This is a genomic window from Segatella oris, from assembly GCF_900637655.1.
Taxonomy (GTDB): Bacteria; Bacteroidota; Bacteroidia; order Bacteroidales; family Bacteroidaceae; genus Prevotella; species Prevotella oris.
The window spans coordinates 1,179,093-1,196,492 of record NZ_LR134384.1 but is presented as its reverse complement, the minus strand read 5'-3'; the positions used below and the strand labels follow the sequence as shown (position 1 = coordinate 1,196,492).

The window sequence follows — 17,400 nt, the reverse complement described above, 5'->3', positions numbered from 1 at the left end:
CCGCATGGAATGAAAATTATTTTATTTCAATTGATAGGTAACAGCATCGAATATAGGGTAAGCCCAAAGACGAACATCAACATTTACACCAACCTTCTTGTCATTAAAATGTAATGAAAGTGCTTGATAACCTAAATTCACACCATTGGAAGTCCAATATGAACCATAATATCCATACTTATCGTTATCACCCAATACCAACATTCCATTCTTGTTAAGATATCCCATTGCTGGAAGGAAGAAATAGTTCTCTATATTAGTGGGCTTTCCTTGTTTTGTAACATCTTTCGTCCAAGCACCTGCACTTACATTACCTTCATCACCTTCAGACCAGCTATTCCAATAGGTATTACTACTACTCGGAATGTAGTTGTTACTCCATTGATAGATATTAGTTACAGGATGTGTAAATCCAGTGTGTCCCCCTGATGATATTTTATTTAACTTCTGAAACCACATACCACCCTTGTATAAATGCTTATTCATCGTCCAAACAAGGTTTCCATCCCAGCAGGTTTCGCCACAGAAGCTATAGAGGAGAGCCTCGTTTACATTCGGAACTGATGCACAACTGTTATTGCCCTCAAATGCATTTGGGTTACTGTTCATATACCTATCATTACCAGAACCTGGCGTATAATATCCTCCTTCGCCATTAACTACAGGGATAGTTCCTGTATATCCATCCCAATAAGGCTTTCCTGCATCCCACTGATAATAGTTAGGCTTATAGTTATTCATGCCTAATTCATTTTTACCTATAGGGCGGTTCTTACCGGCATTGAATGTCATTGTTGGAAAAGTTTGGCTCACTATACCCGTCACCCCTGTCTTTGTATCTTTCAAAGTATATGCTATCGTCACCTTATTATAAGTTCCCGGACACACAACCATTGTGGCTGCATTCTTTGTATAGTCTGCAGCCTTGGGCACAGGAAAGCCATTCGTAAGCTCAAGTGTAATACTGTTAGTACCATTGGAGTGCAATGTACCTAAACCACTATCATCGAAATTAAAAGTACCGGCAATGTTCTTACCGGCATTTGAGGCTGCATCAATGGTCAGTTTGATTGCCGTTACAGAGACCGTCGAAGCCAATTCTTCCTTTCCATACCAAGGAGTAAAAGTGACATAAGCTGCCTTATGCATCAACCGAAACTTATAGATACCGCCTACAGGTGTAGCCGTTGCCGTACCACAATCGCCATCCTTTCCGATATGGGCAGCGTTGTTTGGCTGTGCCTGTGTCTGATTTGCAGCGATAGTCACCTTATCTCCCGCTGAAGCATCCGTACCCGTGAAGCGTACGGGATAAGAAGGTTTATTAAAAGCACGGTCATAATAGAACTTCGCTGAGGCTTGAACACCAGTAATATTATCGCTGGTATTCTTAATCAAGCTCATACCGTCATGAATCCACAACTTATCACTTGGCGTCCAAGAGAAATCTATCGCATGGCCATTATACACCCCTGTAGTACGCGTTATAGTGGGCTTTGCCGATACAACGGCATCTTCAGTCGAGAAAACAGCCAAGTGTTCTGTCTCCTTTTCACTACCACCTTTCTCACTGCCTGTACTTTCTGAAGAGCAACCGACAAGTAAACCGGAGGCAAACAGGCAAGCTGTAAAAAACAAATTCTTATTCATCATGATCTTAAGTTCGCTTCTTTCTTTAATACGATTCATCTTCTTTGTCCCAATCATTCTCATCATTATCCTGCAATCCCCAGTCATATTGCTTTGCATAAGCATCGTCATCATCGGCTGACTGATGGTCACCATGGACACTTCCACTCAACAGTTGACACCCCGCATCAACATTCATTACAACCGAAACAGGCGTAATATAAAGTTTAACCGCCTTCTCTAATTTTTCTTTCTTTTCCATGTTCGCTATTTTCTTCAGTCACAAAGGACTGTATTCATTATTCTTTTTCCTCACCTTATATGCGCAAAAACGCAATAAAAGAACTTTTATTATACCTTATCTTAAAAGAAACTATTTACAAAGGACTTTCGATAAACGCAAAAAAACGTATGGGGAGATTAGACTATTAAAAAGCAAAAGGAATAGGCAAACAGCCTATTCCCAATTATTTTGATCCCATGTGCCCCATGGGTTAGGCTTAGCACCAATGGCATCATCATCGTCATCCAAGCCTGGAAGCACAGGAAAAGTATCGTCTTTTCCGTCACCATTATTATCAAAGCGGGATGCTCCGGGGAGGTGGAGCATTTCTTCCGCATCAATATGGGTTACTTCTATCTTAGGGATTATATATTCTTTTTTCTTCATTTTGCTATCCTTTACCGTTTAACGAACCACAAGTTTCTTTCCATTCACAATATAAATGCCCTTTGGCAAGCCTTCTATCGAAGACGAACCAGCACGTACCAACTGCCCATTGACCGTATAGATATCGGCATTTTGAGGTCGTTGATCATCGACTATAGTCTGATTAATCCCCGTCGTATTGTCTACAACACCATTGATAGAGAATGTCATCTGCTTAGCTAAACCTGCTGATCCCGTGGCAATCCAACAGCGGAAACCGAGGATCGGATGGTCTTTTAGGAGATAATGCCACTTGCCATCATTCGCACCAAGCACATAAGAATACTTTGGGACATAATCAGAAGCGCGTTTCACCTGTGTACCACAGAACACCAATCTGCCGTCAACCGTAGTCGAATACTTTGGTTGTTCTTTAAACTCTCCCGTCGTTGTCGCTGTCAATGAAACGTTATTAATCTGATAATAAGGAGCATAAACCTTGATTTTTCCATAACCGTCAATATTCTTTTCATAATCTCCAAAGGTCACGTTTGCTTTAAGTGTAGGCTTCATGATATAAAGTTTATTAGGCAAGATAACAACAGCATCATTGTTCTCAAGACTTACCGGTGTGAAAACAATACGTGAGGAAAGATTTTCATCCTGCCCTTTCAACTCTGAAAGCTCTGCATGACGACCAAATGCTCTCTTGAATTGTGCAGCTGTAAGTGCAACCGGAAGCGTGATGGAATTCCACCGATATGGAGTCATTTTGCGCTTTAAAATAAGCGTCTTTGCTACGTTTGCCTCCACCTGCTTGTTGATATAAGTCACATCAGTCTGGCTTTCATCGAGCACTATATCTCGGTCTCCACAATACTGCAACTGGAAATTATCAAATGCTGTGAGGTCAAGTTCTCGATTAGAACCTTTGACTTCTACACCGATATCTAACGTAGCATTATTGTAAGGCACATAGACGATGAGTGAATTCTGATACTTTCCCTCATTGAAAACCCTGCCGGCCTTTACATAGGGGCTTTCTATTATAGTGTCAGCAGAGCCATATGTCTTTTTGAGTTCTTCCACTGTATAGTCAAAATCACGATTAAACACGTTGAGTTCTGCAGATACATTGCTACTTCCTCTATTATCCCCTTCAACCTTAGCAAAGAAAAAAGATTTCATTGAACTACCGTTAGTCGCATTATAAAAGCCATCACAAGAAAGGATATACCAACCTTTCTTCAAGATCTGAACCTTTTGAGTTACTGTGCCATTTGCATGAGTATGGTCTCCGATATTACGGACTGTAGCCACCCAACGTGAGGCATACTTAGCTTGATAATAATCACTACTTGGTGAACCGATACCTACATAATAGGTTCCACTTTCTGAAAAGAAACTATTGTTTTTTGACTTAAATTTTTCAGTTAATCCACCGCTAATTTCCCATTTTTTTATTTCTGTATGGCTTCGACTAAAGTTCTGATCACGAATAAGGAATGTGGCATCAGCAGGTTTTTCATCAGACGCGAATTTATCCTTAAATGCCTCCTTAAGGTCTTTCAAAGTAACAATCTTCCATTGTGCATTGCGATCTGAAGGTAAAACATAATGAGGATATTTCATCTCTAAACGGTCAGCAACAGAAGCTTCTAATTGTAGATAGATGTCACCATACATATCTTTATCCGGCCAAAAAAGATGTTCATCATTGTTGCAATGTATAGTATAGGTTTTACTTTCACGAGGCACTTTTGTAAAACACCAATCAACAATTCCATTAACAACTTCCTTATTTCCCCGGTCTACATACACATGATTATAATTGATAGGGTTACTTTGTCCAGGAGTATCTTTCTTACGCCCCCAAGCCAAGGTAGAGCCTTCTGTTGTCTTTGTATCCCCCGTTATACAATACCAACCAGATACTTTCTCCGACTTTTTAATATGCAGTGCCATACCAACATTATAGCCAATGGTCACAGTTGCCCAATAACTTCCGGCATTGATAAACTTATGTGTACCAACATTATAAAGATAAACAGTTTTCATGTCGGGATCAGTAGCTGTGACTATCGACTCAATGCTGTTACCAACCCATTCATGTTTATGATCTTGTCCCTGTGCATATATTTTGGAAAACAGAGCCAAGAAAAAGACAAGCACAATAACTCTCTTTACAATTAACTTACGTTTCATTTCTTATATTACATTATTTTTTATTTAGATTTGTGCGGTATTTAATGCTACAGTTCACCCATAGGTGCGTTCTCATCATTGCCACTGATAATTGTTTTATTCTCCAACATTATGTTGTTACATAGATCCTTATGAATACAAATGATTTTGCGGCAAAGGTATTCACATCTATTGACATCACAAAAGATTTTATATAAAAAAAAAAAAAAAGATGTTAAATCGAACAGAACAATAGAAACAGCAGTTTCATACAGCAAGATATAACCCATTTATCGTTGGGAATTTCACGGTTAAAAGAAGCTTTGAAACCTGCAATCCGAGAAATCCACCCTGCAAACATCCCGCAGGACAAAGACTGTCACAACAGAGATGAACTCAAAAGGAAAATGAACTCTTGTGTAAAAGTAATTCACAACGGATTTGCATTTGCCTTTTTAAAAGTGTATATTTGCATCAGGGGAAAGTCTGAAAAGGCTTTCCCTTTTTCTTTTACACAGATTGAAAGGAAGAGGAAACATAAGGAGAAAGCGAGCAAAACAACTGATTCCATCATGTATTCTGCGTCATTTCGCCTGATGAAACAAGTCATGTTGCAAGCCAATCTGATAGGAAACAGATTGCAAAATGAATGAAACTGCAACCCAACAAGATAGAAATTGCCCGTTGAGAGAAAAGCAACAACTTGGCATCGCCTTTTCTTTTGTAAGGTTTTCTGAGTTTTTTGTTAAAAAAACAAAATGCAAGAAAACCGCCTTTTTCCCCTCCATCAGCTTTCACTTTCACAAGCGAATGAAGCCTGCGCCACCCTCCACGAGCGGAAAGGCTGCGCAGGCTTGTGAAATCATCAGCATGCTCTTGGCATGGCTACTGCATGCTCAAGTAGGTTTAAGAAGCACTGGAAGACATTTCAACAATCATCGTTTCACGCGGTTTCAGCCTCAACACGTCACCGAGTTTAACGGTCTTGCCCGTGACAACATCACGGGCCTCGGTTTGATTTCCAATGACTTCAGCATAGCGCGAGAGGTCCATTTCAACTGCTGCACGCTTTCCATTGAGGATGGTCAGCACGGTCTTGCCCTGATATTGGCGTGCAACGACATAGACACCTTTATAGGGAATGAACTGGATTTGCTTGCCTTTGCAGATAACTTCATTGCCTTGACGCCAATGTAAAAGGCGACTGAGCCAGTTGAACATGGCATTTTCTTCTTTCGTTCGCCCCTCGGCAGTGAATGCATTGTGCTTATCGCCCGCAAAACCTCCGGGGAAATCGCGGCGCACATCACCGTCGGTGACGGTCTTCGTGCCATTCATCAACACTTCTGTGCCATAATACAATTGAGGAATGCGATTGATAGTGAGCAACAACCCAAGGGCCTGCTTCAAGGCAAGAGTGTCTTTTCCCTCGCCCAAGAAACGGTCGGTGTCGTGGTTTTCGATGAAAGCCATCACGCTTGAAGGGTTCTCATAGAGGTAATCATAACACAGACTGTTGTATATTCGATTGAGTCCTTTCCACCAATCATCAGTTTCTTCGCTCTTGGCAAGATTGATCTTGTCGTAAAAGCTGAAGTCCATGACGGTCTTAAGATAGCTGTTGACGGTTGAAAGTCGCGAGTCTTTCTGCCATGCTGCGGTGTAGGCAGGCTCCGTAACCCATATTTCTCCGACGGTATTGAAGTTGGGATATTCCTCATCAAGGGCTTTCATCCACTGCGACATGGCCTTTCTGTCAGCATAAGGATATGTGTCCATGCGGATGCCGTCAATGCCAACGGTCTCTATCCACCATATACTGTTCTGGACAAGATAGGTCATCACGTGAGGATTTCGCTGGTTCAAATCAGGTTTGGTCTTTACAAACCAACCGTCAACGGTCTCTCTTTTATCCACTTCAGAGGCATAGGGGTCGAGCACAGGCGTAAGCTTATAGCTGGTTTGCAGATAAACTTTCTCACCCTCTTTCAACCACTCGGGGGCATTGAACCAATCTTTTGACGGCATGTTTTTTACCCAAGGATGATCGAAACCACAATGATTGAAAATCATATCCATGACCACTTTCAAGCCTTTGGCATGTGCTTCGGCAATAAGGCGACGGTAATCTTCATTGGTTCCGAAACGTGGGTCAACACGATAATAGTCTGTGGTATCATAGCCATGATAGTTGTTGTAATCATTAATATCAGGCGCATCGTTTTCCAAAATAGGCGTAAACCACAGGGCTGTGACGCCCAATTGATTGAAATAATCCAAGTGGCGGCGAATGCCTTCAAGGTCTCCACCATGACGAAGACTCGGCTTTGAACGGTCTACGACATAGGGGTTCATGCCCTTCAAAGGTTTCGTGATGCCACGCCCCGAGGCAAAACGGTCGGGCATGAGCATATAGAGCACATCTGCATTGGTGAAACCCATGCGCTTATCGCCGCTCATTTCGCGTGCTTGCAGGGGATACTTCACTTTCTTTCCGTTGAAGTTGAGCATCATTTCTCCGGGCTTTGCTCCGCCGATATTCAGATAAACGAGCAGATAGTCGGGTGAGTCAAGGCGCACAAGAGAGTCGATTTTCACTCCGGGATAGTCTACACTGACACGCGAATTGCGGATATTCTTGCCATAAACCATCAGCTGAAGCGAGCTGTTTTTCATGCCCACAAACCAGTTGGCAGGCTCTATGCGGTCAATATTTGTCGATGCTAAGGATGTCATCGCCGACAGAAATAATGCTAAACTGAAAATTATTTTCTTCATATTTCATGGTTGTTTAATCGTGAAGAATCAATGCACGTTGGGCATCTACGGTCACCTTGCCGTCTTGCATCCGCCCCAAGCCCTGTTCATTAATCGTATCATCACAGAGCACAACAGTGTAGTTGCCCGCGGGGATGTCTACCTCCTGCGTCTCGCGACTGCCATTCAGAATGACTATGATATTGTTCCAGGCATCTCCACCGGCATGATTTTGAAGCACAAATCCCACAAGACAAGGCTTCACGGGCAGGAAACGAAGATGCTTTCTGACGAGCGCGGCATCGCCAAGTCGGAATGCAGGGTGATTCTTTCGCAACTGGATAAGCTTCTGATAATAAGCAAACACCTGCGGATATTCCTTGAGTTGTGCCCAATTCAGAGCGTTGATGTCTATCGGGGAGTTAAAGCTGTTGTGCACACCTTGCTTATTACGCAGCATTTCTTCACCGCTCAAAATGAACGGAACGCCTTGCGAAGTGAACACTGCAGTCTGTGCAAGCAAGTCGAGACGAATGAGTTCATCGTCTTGGATGCCGGGGACAGAAGCACGAAGGCGGTCGGTCAGGCACATATCATCATGACAGCTGACATAGCTAATCTGCTGGGTAGGCTGTACGGCCCACGGCTCCTTGCTGTAGTTTACCTTTGACATGTCGACGTCGGGATGGGCAATGGCGCCTGCGATGCCAAACTTCAAGCTCTCTTCTTCGCCCTTGATGCCGGCAAGAAAGGCCCCTTTCCTATCATCGCTGAAAGGGCCGCGGAGGGCATCTCTCATATCATCACTGAAAGCTGCAATGCCATGTAATTGGGCCGTATGCGCCTTGACAGCCAATTTCTCTAAAGGATAAGCACAGCTACCTGCACTCCATCCCTCACCATAGATATAGATGGTGGGATCTATTTTGTTGACTTCGGCACGGATTTCATTCATGGTTTCGATGTCATGAATACCCATTAAGTCGAAGCGAAAGCCGTCGATGTGATACTCGTTTATCCAATATTTCACACTTTCGAGCATGAACTTGCGCATCAATGGCTTTTCAGAAGCCGTTTCATTGCCACAGCCCGAACCGTTGGAAAAAGTTCCATCAGCATTCTTGCGATAGTAGTAATCGGGATAAGTCAGCTGGAAATTGCTGTGCTGAATGTCGAAAGTATGGTTGTAAACCACGTCAAGAATGACACGTATACCAGCCTTGTGAAGTGCTTGGACCATTTGTTTGAACTCACGAATGCGCACGTCCGGGCGGTAAGGATCGGTGGAATAGCTGCCTTCAGGCACGTTATAGTTTTTCGGGTCATAGCCCCAGTTATAAGGCGGATTATGCTGTATCGTTTCGTCAACAGAGGCATAATCGAACGAAGGGAGCAAGTGGACAGCGGTCACACCAAGCCGTTTCAAATAGTCTGTTGACACAGGTTCACCCACGCCCAAGAACTTATCGGGATGAGATATGCCGGGAGCTGAATGCGTGAAATCACGCACATGCATCTCGTAAATCACTTGATCGGCAGCCGAATGCAAAGCGGGTCGATGGTCGTTCTGCCAGCCTTCGGGGTCTGTGGAGCACAGATTGATGACAGCACCTCTATTTCCATTCACCCCAACGGCCTTGGCAAAGACGCCCGGCGTCTCGCCCTTTCCGAGGTCGAATGTATAGAACTTGCCACGCAAATCACCTTTTACATATAATGTCCAAAGGTCTTTTCCCGCGCGTTTCATCTTCAGTGTCTTCACAGCCTTACCTTTCATGCCGTCGTTATACAGCCGAACGACAGGGCGTGTTGGGGCATTCAGTTTGAAAACGGTCTGCTTGGGACTGTAAGACATCTCGTTGAAGACATCCTGTGCCCGAACAGTTTGTATCATAGCGGCTGCTAATGCAGTCATACAGAACATTCTGATTTTCATTGTTTAGGTGTGCAGTTAAATCAAAATTACTTATTTCTTGATGAGTGACATGGCAAAACCACCACCACGTGCCTCGTCAATCTTCAACACATCGCCTTTCTTCACAGTGCGCTTAGTGATGGTGTAGGCCTTGGGGTTCGTCTTATAATCGGCCCCTTTTGCATCGGCATAAAGCGTACACTCGTATTTAGCGCCCTTGTCGAGAAAGTCAAGACGCACTACACTTTGATGCCCGTTCTCATCGCACTTGCCTCCAACAAACCAATTATCTGTACCTTTTGCCTTGCGCGCCACGGTGATATAGTCGCCCGGTTCAGCCTCTATATAGCGTGAGTCGTCCCAGTCTACGGCCACATCCTTGATGAATTGGAAAGCATCGGCATACTTCTGATAGTTCTCCGGCAGGTCGGCTGCCATCTGGATTGGGCCCCACATGACGAGATAAAGCGCCAACTGGCCCACCAAGGTGGTGTGCACATAGTTCGGATTATCACTCCAAGTCTTGAGTTGAGTCTCTAAGATACCAGGCGTATAGTCCATTGGGCCGCCCTGAAGACGAGTGAAAGGAAGCACTACAGTGTGGTCGGGATTGCTGCCACCAAAAGCTTCATATTCCGTACCTCGGGCACTTTCATTGCCGATAAGGTTAGGATATGTGCGGCAAAGTCCCGTGGGGCGGGTTGCTTCGTGTGCATTCACCATGATGTGATGCTTGGCTGCTTCCTTGACCACATAAAGGTAGTGATTGTTCATTGCCTGTGAGAAATGATGGTCACCACGTGGGATAATATCGCCCACATAACCGCCTTTCACAGCATCATATCCATATTTATCCATCAGATTGAAAGCTTCGTTGAGGTGGCGCTCATAGTTGATGACGCTCGAAGAAGTTTCATGGTGCATCATCAGTTTCACACCCTTGCTGTGCGCATAGTCGTTCAAAGCCTTGATATCAAAGTCGGGATAGGGCGTAACGAAATCGAAAACATCCCATTTCCACATATTCGCCCAGTCTTCCCAACCTACGTTCCAGCCCTCAATGAGTACCTGCTGGAGTCCGTTGGCAGCTGCGAAATCAATGTATTTCTTCACGTGTTCGGTATTGGCAGCATGGCGACCGTTGGGTTTTGCCTTGCTCCAATCCATCTCATCCAACTTCACCGAGGGATATTCATCGGTGTAGTTCCAACTGCTCTTGCCTACAATCATCTCCCACCAAACGCCACAATATTTCACCGGATGTATCCAACTGGTGTCTTCAAGCTTGCAAGGTTCGTTGAGATTGAGTATCAAACTTGATGCCAACATGTCGCGGGCATCATCGCTTACCATGACTGTTCGCCACGGTGTTGAGCATGGAGTCTGCATGCATCCCTTTAGTCCTGTGGCATCAGGAGTAAGCCATGACTCGAAAACAAAGTTCTTGTCGTCGAGGTTCAAGTGCATGGTGGCATAGTCGATGCAGGCAGCTTCGTGGATATTCAGATAGAGACCGTCTTGCGTCTTCAACTGTAAAGCCGTCTGAACACCCGTCGGTGAAAACACAGATACGGAAGAGTTATTCCAATTGACCGCCTTCTTGAAACGCTCACGGATTTCAGACAGTTTCGTTTCCTGTGTTTCCTGCTCCTGTGTGTCATAGTCACCCGGCAGCCACCAAGCCGTATGATCGCCTGTCATGGCAAACTGAGTGTGCTCTTCCTTGATGAGGAAATAGTTGAGAGACTGCTGTTGTGGGAACTCATAACGCAATCCCATGCCGTCGTCATAGACGCGGAAACGAATGATGATATTGCGGTCTGACGATGCTTGATGCAGCGAAACCGCCAATTCATTGTAATGGTTTCTAATCTTCTTGAACTGTCCCCACACCGGTGTCCACGTCTCATCAAACGCAGAAATCTTGGTATCGGTGATTTTAAAACCGTCCATCAGGTCGGTCTCCTTCAATCCCTTGGAGGCGTGTTTGTCTTTTGCCAACTCCAGACCGAGGTGTGAAGGCTTCACCACCTGCTTATTCTTGAACGTCATCTCATAAGTGGGTTGTCCGCTTGGCGACAGCGAAAACGTCACAGCAACCTTGCCGTCAGGCGACTTAACCGTCTGTGCCACGGCCATACAAGGTACTAACAACAGCGCGAAAAGGAATTGTAAAGGTCTCATGATGAATTATTTGTTTTGGTTTTTTATTATTAGTTATTACTGAAACTCAAGGTTTCGAAAGTTCGACATGAAGGGTTTTATCGAAAAAGAATGAACGATTACGAGCCACGACTACACCTGCCAAGATCAGCAACAGTACGGTCTGAATGCACTTACTGTCGGGATGTGTAGCAAATATCTCATTAAAATAGCCCGCTGTTATATGGAAAACAATAGCCACAAGGATATTACGTCCCGTCTTATAATAAAGCCAATTCATCAGAACTACAAACGGAATGATACTCACAATGAAGTTAATGCTATACAACGCGCCCTCATGAACGACATTAGCATGGTAATATCCCTTGATACCTGCTAATGGAAAGTGCCACAATGCCCAATAAACAGCAAAGACAAGTGAAGTATAAAGCAGGTTCATACGCGAGCGAAGACAGTCTGTTCCATAGCTATGCCAGGCCAATTCTTCTAAAACAGGAGCCATAATCAGCAAGAACCAAACGGGAAAGACCCCCGAAGTAAAAGTGTAATGTCCGGTGATAACAAACTGTGAAGAACTATAACCAAATAACAACGAAATAGCCATTGCTGCCAAAATGCTAATCGGGAGTATGGTGCAAGCTCCTATATAATATCCTGCATAGCGTGCCTTGAAATTGAAGAAACGCGAAAAAGCATCCTTTCTCAAGGCCGAATCTCGACAAATAAACGTAAAAGCAAGCAACAAAGGAAAACACAAACCAACCAATCCCAACATGGAAGAAAGGAACTCGTTTCCCTCATTTTGGTGGCTGACATGCCCTGCTACGAACCAGAATCCCCACGGTATCACGGCTGCAAGAATATAGAAAAGCAAACCATAACGATACCTCAGAATAATGTGTTCCTGCTTATCATCCTTCATATATTTTATTTCTTTCAGTTTTTCTTATCGCGACAGTGAGGACAATATCATTAAAAGTCCTCGCTGTCTTTACTGTTCAAAGCTATTCAATACAATCATTCCCTGCCCGACTGACATACGAGTTCAGTCACATTCTCGCGAAAATCAGTATTCTGCATGAGGTCTTCAATGCTCACATGCATGCGATAACGCCAGTAATGTTTAGGGTTTGCAGGGATGTTAATGCGCTCCGCATTCTGGTCGGCAAGGCGCAGTTTCTCGTCAATTGCCAACCAATCCTGCACGGAAAGGATGCAAAGCATGCTCGGAGACATCAGGTGACGGCCGACAATGTCACGTGCCAACCAACCTGGAAGTGGGTGAGGAGCTGCCCCACCCCGATAGAGCATGCTGTTGTAATAAGCCTGTGTACGCTCGAAATCCTCGTCCCACCACTGACGCAGTGTAGGCATGTCATGGCTTGAAATGGTGCATACCGAACGATAAGGATTGCTGCCCAAGTAACCAAATCTCACATGAGGATCCTTCGGCATACTCTGCAGTTCGAGACTCAATATCTTGAGATTGTTCATCACCCATGGCACACAATCGGGCACCATACCAAGGTCTTCAGCACACACAAGCATGCGCGTTGCCTGCACAAGCTTAGGCAATTTCTTCATGGCCTCACGATACCAGAACTGGTTATTGCGACGATAATAATAGTCATTATATATGCGGTTGAAGACTGCCTTATCGCTGTCATAGAGTGCTTCATACGTGAAGTCGAACTGCGCACTGATGCGTGGGTGGAACTTATTCGGGTCTTTACGGTCGCGCACAAAGAGCACATTGCTGATCAAGGCATAAAGACCGTCGCGCAACCAGATATCGGCATCCGAGGTCTTTCCCTCAAAGGCAGCTTCCACTTTGCGTTGGGTGCTGAACTCGGGCTTCAGCTCATAGATGTCGTCATGTGTGTGGTTGAGGAACCGCTGCTTCACTTCTGCAGCGCGTTCATGGAATACACGGTCAATAATCCAATCGCTGATAAACGGCTTGGTGAACTGATCTTCAAGGAAATGCAGGCCATAACCTTCGATTTCTTCACGCGACATACCAAGCGATGGGGCAAACTGTCCGAGCAAACCATGCACGGCATCAGACGGAATTTCCCATATACGGAAGAAGCCAAGCACATGGTCTATGCGGTAAGCATCAAAGTACTTATTCATGTTCTGGAAGCGACGTACCCACCACTTACAGCCGTCTTTCACCATTTCATCCCAGTTATACGTGGGAAATCCCCAGTTTTGTCCGTTCACAGAGAAGTCGTCAGGCGGTGCACCGGCCTGTCCGTTGAGGTTGAAATACTTCGGTTCCATCCACACATCGCAGCCATTTCGATTGACGCCAATAGGGATATCGCCTTTCAGAATGACGCCTTTCTCACGTGCATAGGCATGAACTGCCTCCATTTGCTGGTTCAAAACAAACTGCACAAAATAGAAGAATTCCACTTCTTTATATTCTTTTGACGACGGCGTGGAGAGCTGTTTGCGTTCTTTTTCGTTCCATACTTGGTGGTCAGGCCACGTTGAGAAGTCGGCCTTACCGTATTTATCTCGCAAATAACAATACTGCGCATAGGGCACAAGCCACTGCTCGCTGTCGGCAAAGAACTGCTTGAAAGCCTTGCTCTTGAGCATCTCTTTACCCTCCTGCTGATAGATTTCATGCAGATATTTCTGTTTGGCATCGTTCACACGCTCATAATCTATCTGCTTCAAGGCATTGAGTTCCTGACGTAAAGCCTCGAAATCATTGCTTTTCTTTCCGTCTTTCAATGGTGGCAGCTGCCTCAGGTCAGCATACTGCGGATGCAGGGCAAAGATGCTGATACAGCTGTATGGATAGGAATCTGTCCATGTATGTGTGGTCGTAGTATCGTTGATAGGCAACACCTGGAGCACGCGTTGATGGGTCGCAGCCACCCAATCTATCATCTTTTTCAGGTCGCCAAAGTCGCCGATACCATAGCTTGTCTTTGAACGAAGTGAGAAGACAGGCACTAACGTTCCGGCCAATTTGCGATTGCAGATATCGAAGAAAGCCTGCGAAAGTTCGTAGACAACCACCTCACCATTCTTGATTTCGGGCAGATGTATCTCTCGGTTCATGCCTGTTTCCCACAGTGGATGTTGCGTGTCTGCCGTGTTGAGCGCAGCAAACTTGAATTCAAGAACCTCGCCATCCAAGGTTTCAACGTTGAGATCTACAATCCACTCATTGTAATTATGCTCATACATGGGCAGTGCCTTGAACACATCCCATGCACCCATTGACTTGGGTTTACCGACCACAGCAAGCTGTTCGAATGTGCGAAGCTGCGGTGCACGCACGATGAGGCGCACCGTCTTGTCGTAAGCCGAAGGGCGAATGGAAGGCAAAGGACGGCGATTTACACACTCCGTAAAAGCCGAACTGTAGAGATAGGAATCCTCGGGAACGTCGGCCCAATGGTCGTAAACGGTATATTCCCTGCCCTTAACGGCACTGAGTTCCAAGCGATGTGTCTCGGTAAGCCACTCGTGACGGCTGTCTGCCCAATCGCAGTCGACGCTGTAATAATAGTCGAGCGAGGTGTTGAGGGGCGCCTCTTTGCGGTTCAACTCATACCACCAGTGCTTTCCATCACGGTTATTCATTCTGAACTGGGAGGTTTTCTTTGCTCCTTTACTGTCAGTCTCTACGATATTCAGCAATACTTCTTCGCCGAATACGGTGTCATAGTTTATATTAAAAGTCAGTTTCATACGGAGGTTAGTAATTTTCTGTAAAGATAGCAATTTAATCGTAAGTTGGTTCTCTGTAAAAAAACAAAATCAAGAAATAATAATGCAAACGTTTGCACATAAAGGGGAGTTTACACTACAATTCCAAAGAGGAACGAGGAAAAGGAAGCCTCTCCCCCGGCCCCAAACAAAAGAAGAGAGAGAGAGGGAATAAAGCCTCACCCCCAACCCCTCTCCAAGGAGAGGGGAGTAAAATGCCTTGGAAATAGAAAACAAATAGAATATAATTGGAGAACATATCACTCCCCTCTCCCTGGAGAACCAACGGTCGCTGTTCGTTGAGTGAACTCAACGAGAAAAGCAAAGGGTTGGGGGGTGAGGCTTTATTCCCTCTCTCCTTTCTTTTGTTTAGGGTTGGGGGTGAGGCTTTGTCTTTGTCAACTTTCTTCCTCATTTTTAACACTTCATGGCTCCACCAAATAGAAATGAAAACTCCATTTCTCCGTTTGTGCGAGGCCATTTTATGGCTTCGATGACTCCGTTTTTATCTTCTTGCTGTGCAACTCCATTCACCATGCACTGCATTTTGACGCAGATTACACCGCTATTTGCACCAAATTGCGTGGTAATCTGATGCAGTTTGGAAAATCATTTGATGCAAATTGCATGGATTTTCAACGTGAACACAGGGCGTTATTTGAATGCAATTTCATAACAACCTGATAGTCAACATATTGCAAAATTATAAAAATGAGGCATATTTGAGACAAGAGTGTGCCTTCGATTTGAATTTACAAGTTTAATGAAAGCAATTGTAAAGTTAATTGAAAAGATTTAACCTATTTCCCGCTTGTCATGATTTTCAATCTTCTCCTTACTGTAAAGAGAACTTCACAGACAACCCTATCCTGTGCCGTAACATAGAGATAACGCAACATGCACATACAACCTACTACGCCAAACGAGAACAGGGAGAAGCATCGCTGCCCCTCCCTGCCATGTAAGAATACTGTAAATCGTAACCCCTTACCTATGATTCATGAAACAAAATCATTTGCTTTCCTTTATCGTCAGTACGCTCAACGCACCCAATACCAAGCAGACTGCGGCCACAAACATCATGTTGGTCTGGTTTGAGCCCACCAAGAGCAGCAGACCGCCGCCACAGAGTGAGGCTATAATCTGGGGCACACAGATAGTTCCATTGAACAGTCCGAGGTAGGCACCCATATGTCCATAGCCCTGAAGAGCATTCGTAACGAAGGTGAACGGCATGGCCAACATCGCGGCCCAAGCACAGCCTATGAGCAGGAATGAAACGAACTGAACGTAAGGATGATGGATAAACGGCACGAGAGAGAAGCCTACTGCGCCAAGAACAAGACTCACAATATAGCCCAACTTGCGGTTCTTGAACTGTGGAAGTACCATGGCCCAGATCACACTTCCTACTGCCTGGACAGCATAGAGCATGCCAACCCAGTTGCCGGCTTCCTGATAAGCCTTGGAAGTTGAAGCGTGGGCATCCTGCATGTCGACTCCCCAACAGGTGTCGGCAATAGTGCCATTGGCGTAAACCCACATGTACATGAACGCAGCCCAGCAGAAGAACTGCACCAATCCGACACGCCAAAACGTGGCAGGTGCCTTCTTCAACAAGGTCAGCCAATTGCTTTCCTCTTTCTTTTCGTCCTGAGCCACCTTGGTCTCACCGTTATATCGCGCGTAATCCTGCGGGTTCCACTCTTTCACTTTGAGCGTAGTATAGAGCACACAGAGTATCAGTATGGCCGCTCCGCCATAGAAAGCCCAGATGACAGAGTCGGGAATTACACCCCTGGGGGCATCATTTCTAATGCCGATTTTCGTCAGGAAGAAAGGGAAAACAAAGCCCACGATACTGCCGGCATTACAGAGAAAGCTCTGAATACTGTAGGCTAAGGCTTTCTGTTTTCCGTTGACCATGTCACCAACGAGCATCTTGAAAGGTTGCATGGCCATGTTGATGCTCGTGTCGAGGAACATCAATGCAATGAGTCCGAATATCATGGCAGCTCCCAAGGTGAGCCCTAACGACCCTGCATTGGGCAGCATGCACATCACGAAAACAGCCATGGCTGCCCCTATAAATAAATAAGGTATGCGGCGACCGAAGCGACACCATGTCTTATCACTTAGTGTTCCGACGATGGGTTGCACCAGAATGCCCATCAACGGGGGCAATATCCAGAAATAACTAAGGTTGTGAGGGTCAGCGCCGAGCGTGGCGAAGATTCTCGAAATGTTTGCACTTTGCAGGGCGTAAGCTATCTGTACGCCGAAGAAACCGAAGCTGAGGTTCCATAACCCCCAGAACTTCATGTCAGGTTTTTGTGTCAATCCGCTATTCATTTTTATTGTTTTGTTT

General features: G+C 45.1%; 10 protein-coding genes. All 10 read right to left on the bottom strand.

Annotated elements, in window-relative coordinates; translation table 11 throughout:
* Nucleotides 1-21: 21 nt before the first annotated feature.
* Nucleotides 22-1,653, bottom strand: a complete 1,632-nt coding sequence (locus tag EL210_RS04850) for a hypothetical protein (RefSeq protein ID WP_232000433.1) — start codon at nt 1,651-1,653, stop codon at nt 22-24.
* Between the two features lie 22 nt (nt 1,654-1,675).
* Nucleotides 1,676-1,891: a hypothetical protein gene (locus EL210_RS04845; RefSeq protein ID WP_018919846.1), complete on the bottom strand. Its 216-nt coding sequence runs from the start codon at nt 1,889-1,891 to the stop codon at nt 1,676-1,678.
* A 195-nt stretch (nt 1,892-2,086) separates the two neighbouring features.
* Nucleotides 2,087-2,299 carry a hypothetical protein gene (locus EL210_RS04840; RefSeq protein ID WP_004371304.1) on the bottom strand — a complete coding sequence of 71 codons (213 nt, stop codon included), beginning with the start codon at nt 2,297-2,299 and terminating at the stop codon, nt 2,087-2,089.
* Between the two features lie 18 nt (nt 2,300-2,317).
* Nucleotides 2,318-4,483, bottom strand: coding sequence for a hypothetical protein (locus tag EL210_RS04835; protein WP_018919847.1), 2,166 nt, complete (start codon nt 4,481-4,483; stop codon nt 2,318-2,320).
* Nucleotides 4,484-5,368: 885 nt separating this feature from the next.
* Complete coding sequence (locus tag EL210_RS04825) at nt 5,369-7,240, bottom strand: glycoside hydrolase family 13 protein (protein ID WP_026285910.1); 1,872 nt, start codon at nt 7,238-7,240, stop codon at nt 5,369-5,371.
* Between the two features lie 13 nt (nt 7,241-7,253).
* Nucleotides 7,254-9,155, bottom strand: coding sequence for a type I pullulanase (gene pulA / locus EL210_RS04820; protein WP_018919851.1), 1,902 nt, complete (start codon nt 9,153-9,155; stop codon nt 7,254-7,256).
* A gap of 30 nt (nt 9,156-9,185) precedes the next feature.
* Entirely contained in the window at nt 9,186-11,318 is a 2,133-nt protein-coding gene (locus tag EL210_RS04815; RefSeq protein ID WP_026285911.1) for a glycoside hydrolase family 97 protein, read from the bottom strand.
* A gap of 46 nt (nt 11,319-11,364) precedes the next feature.
* Complete coding sequence (locus EL210_RS04810; protein WP_018919853.1) at nt 11,365-12,219, bottom strand: CPBP family intramembrane glutamic endopeptidase; 855 nt, start codon at nt 12,217-12,219, stop codon at nt 11,365-11,367.
* A 95-nt stretch (nt 12,220-12,314) separates the two neighbouring features.
* A complete protein-coding gene (locus EL210_RS04805) occupies nt 12,315-15,014 on the bottom strand; it encodes a 4-alpha-glucanotransferase (RefSeq protein WP_018919854.1) in 2,700 nt (899 codons plus the stop codon).
* A 1,029-nt stretch (nt 15,015-16,043) separates the two neighbouring features.
* Nucleotides 16,044-17,384: an MFS transporter gene (locus EL210_RS04800; RefSeq protein WP_004378434.1), complete on the bottom strand. Its 1,341-nt coding sequence runs from the start codon at nt 17,382-17,384 to the stop codon at nt 16,044-16,046.
* Nucleotides 17,385-17,400: the final 16 nt, after the last annotated feature.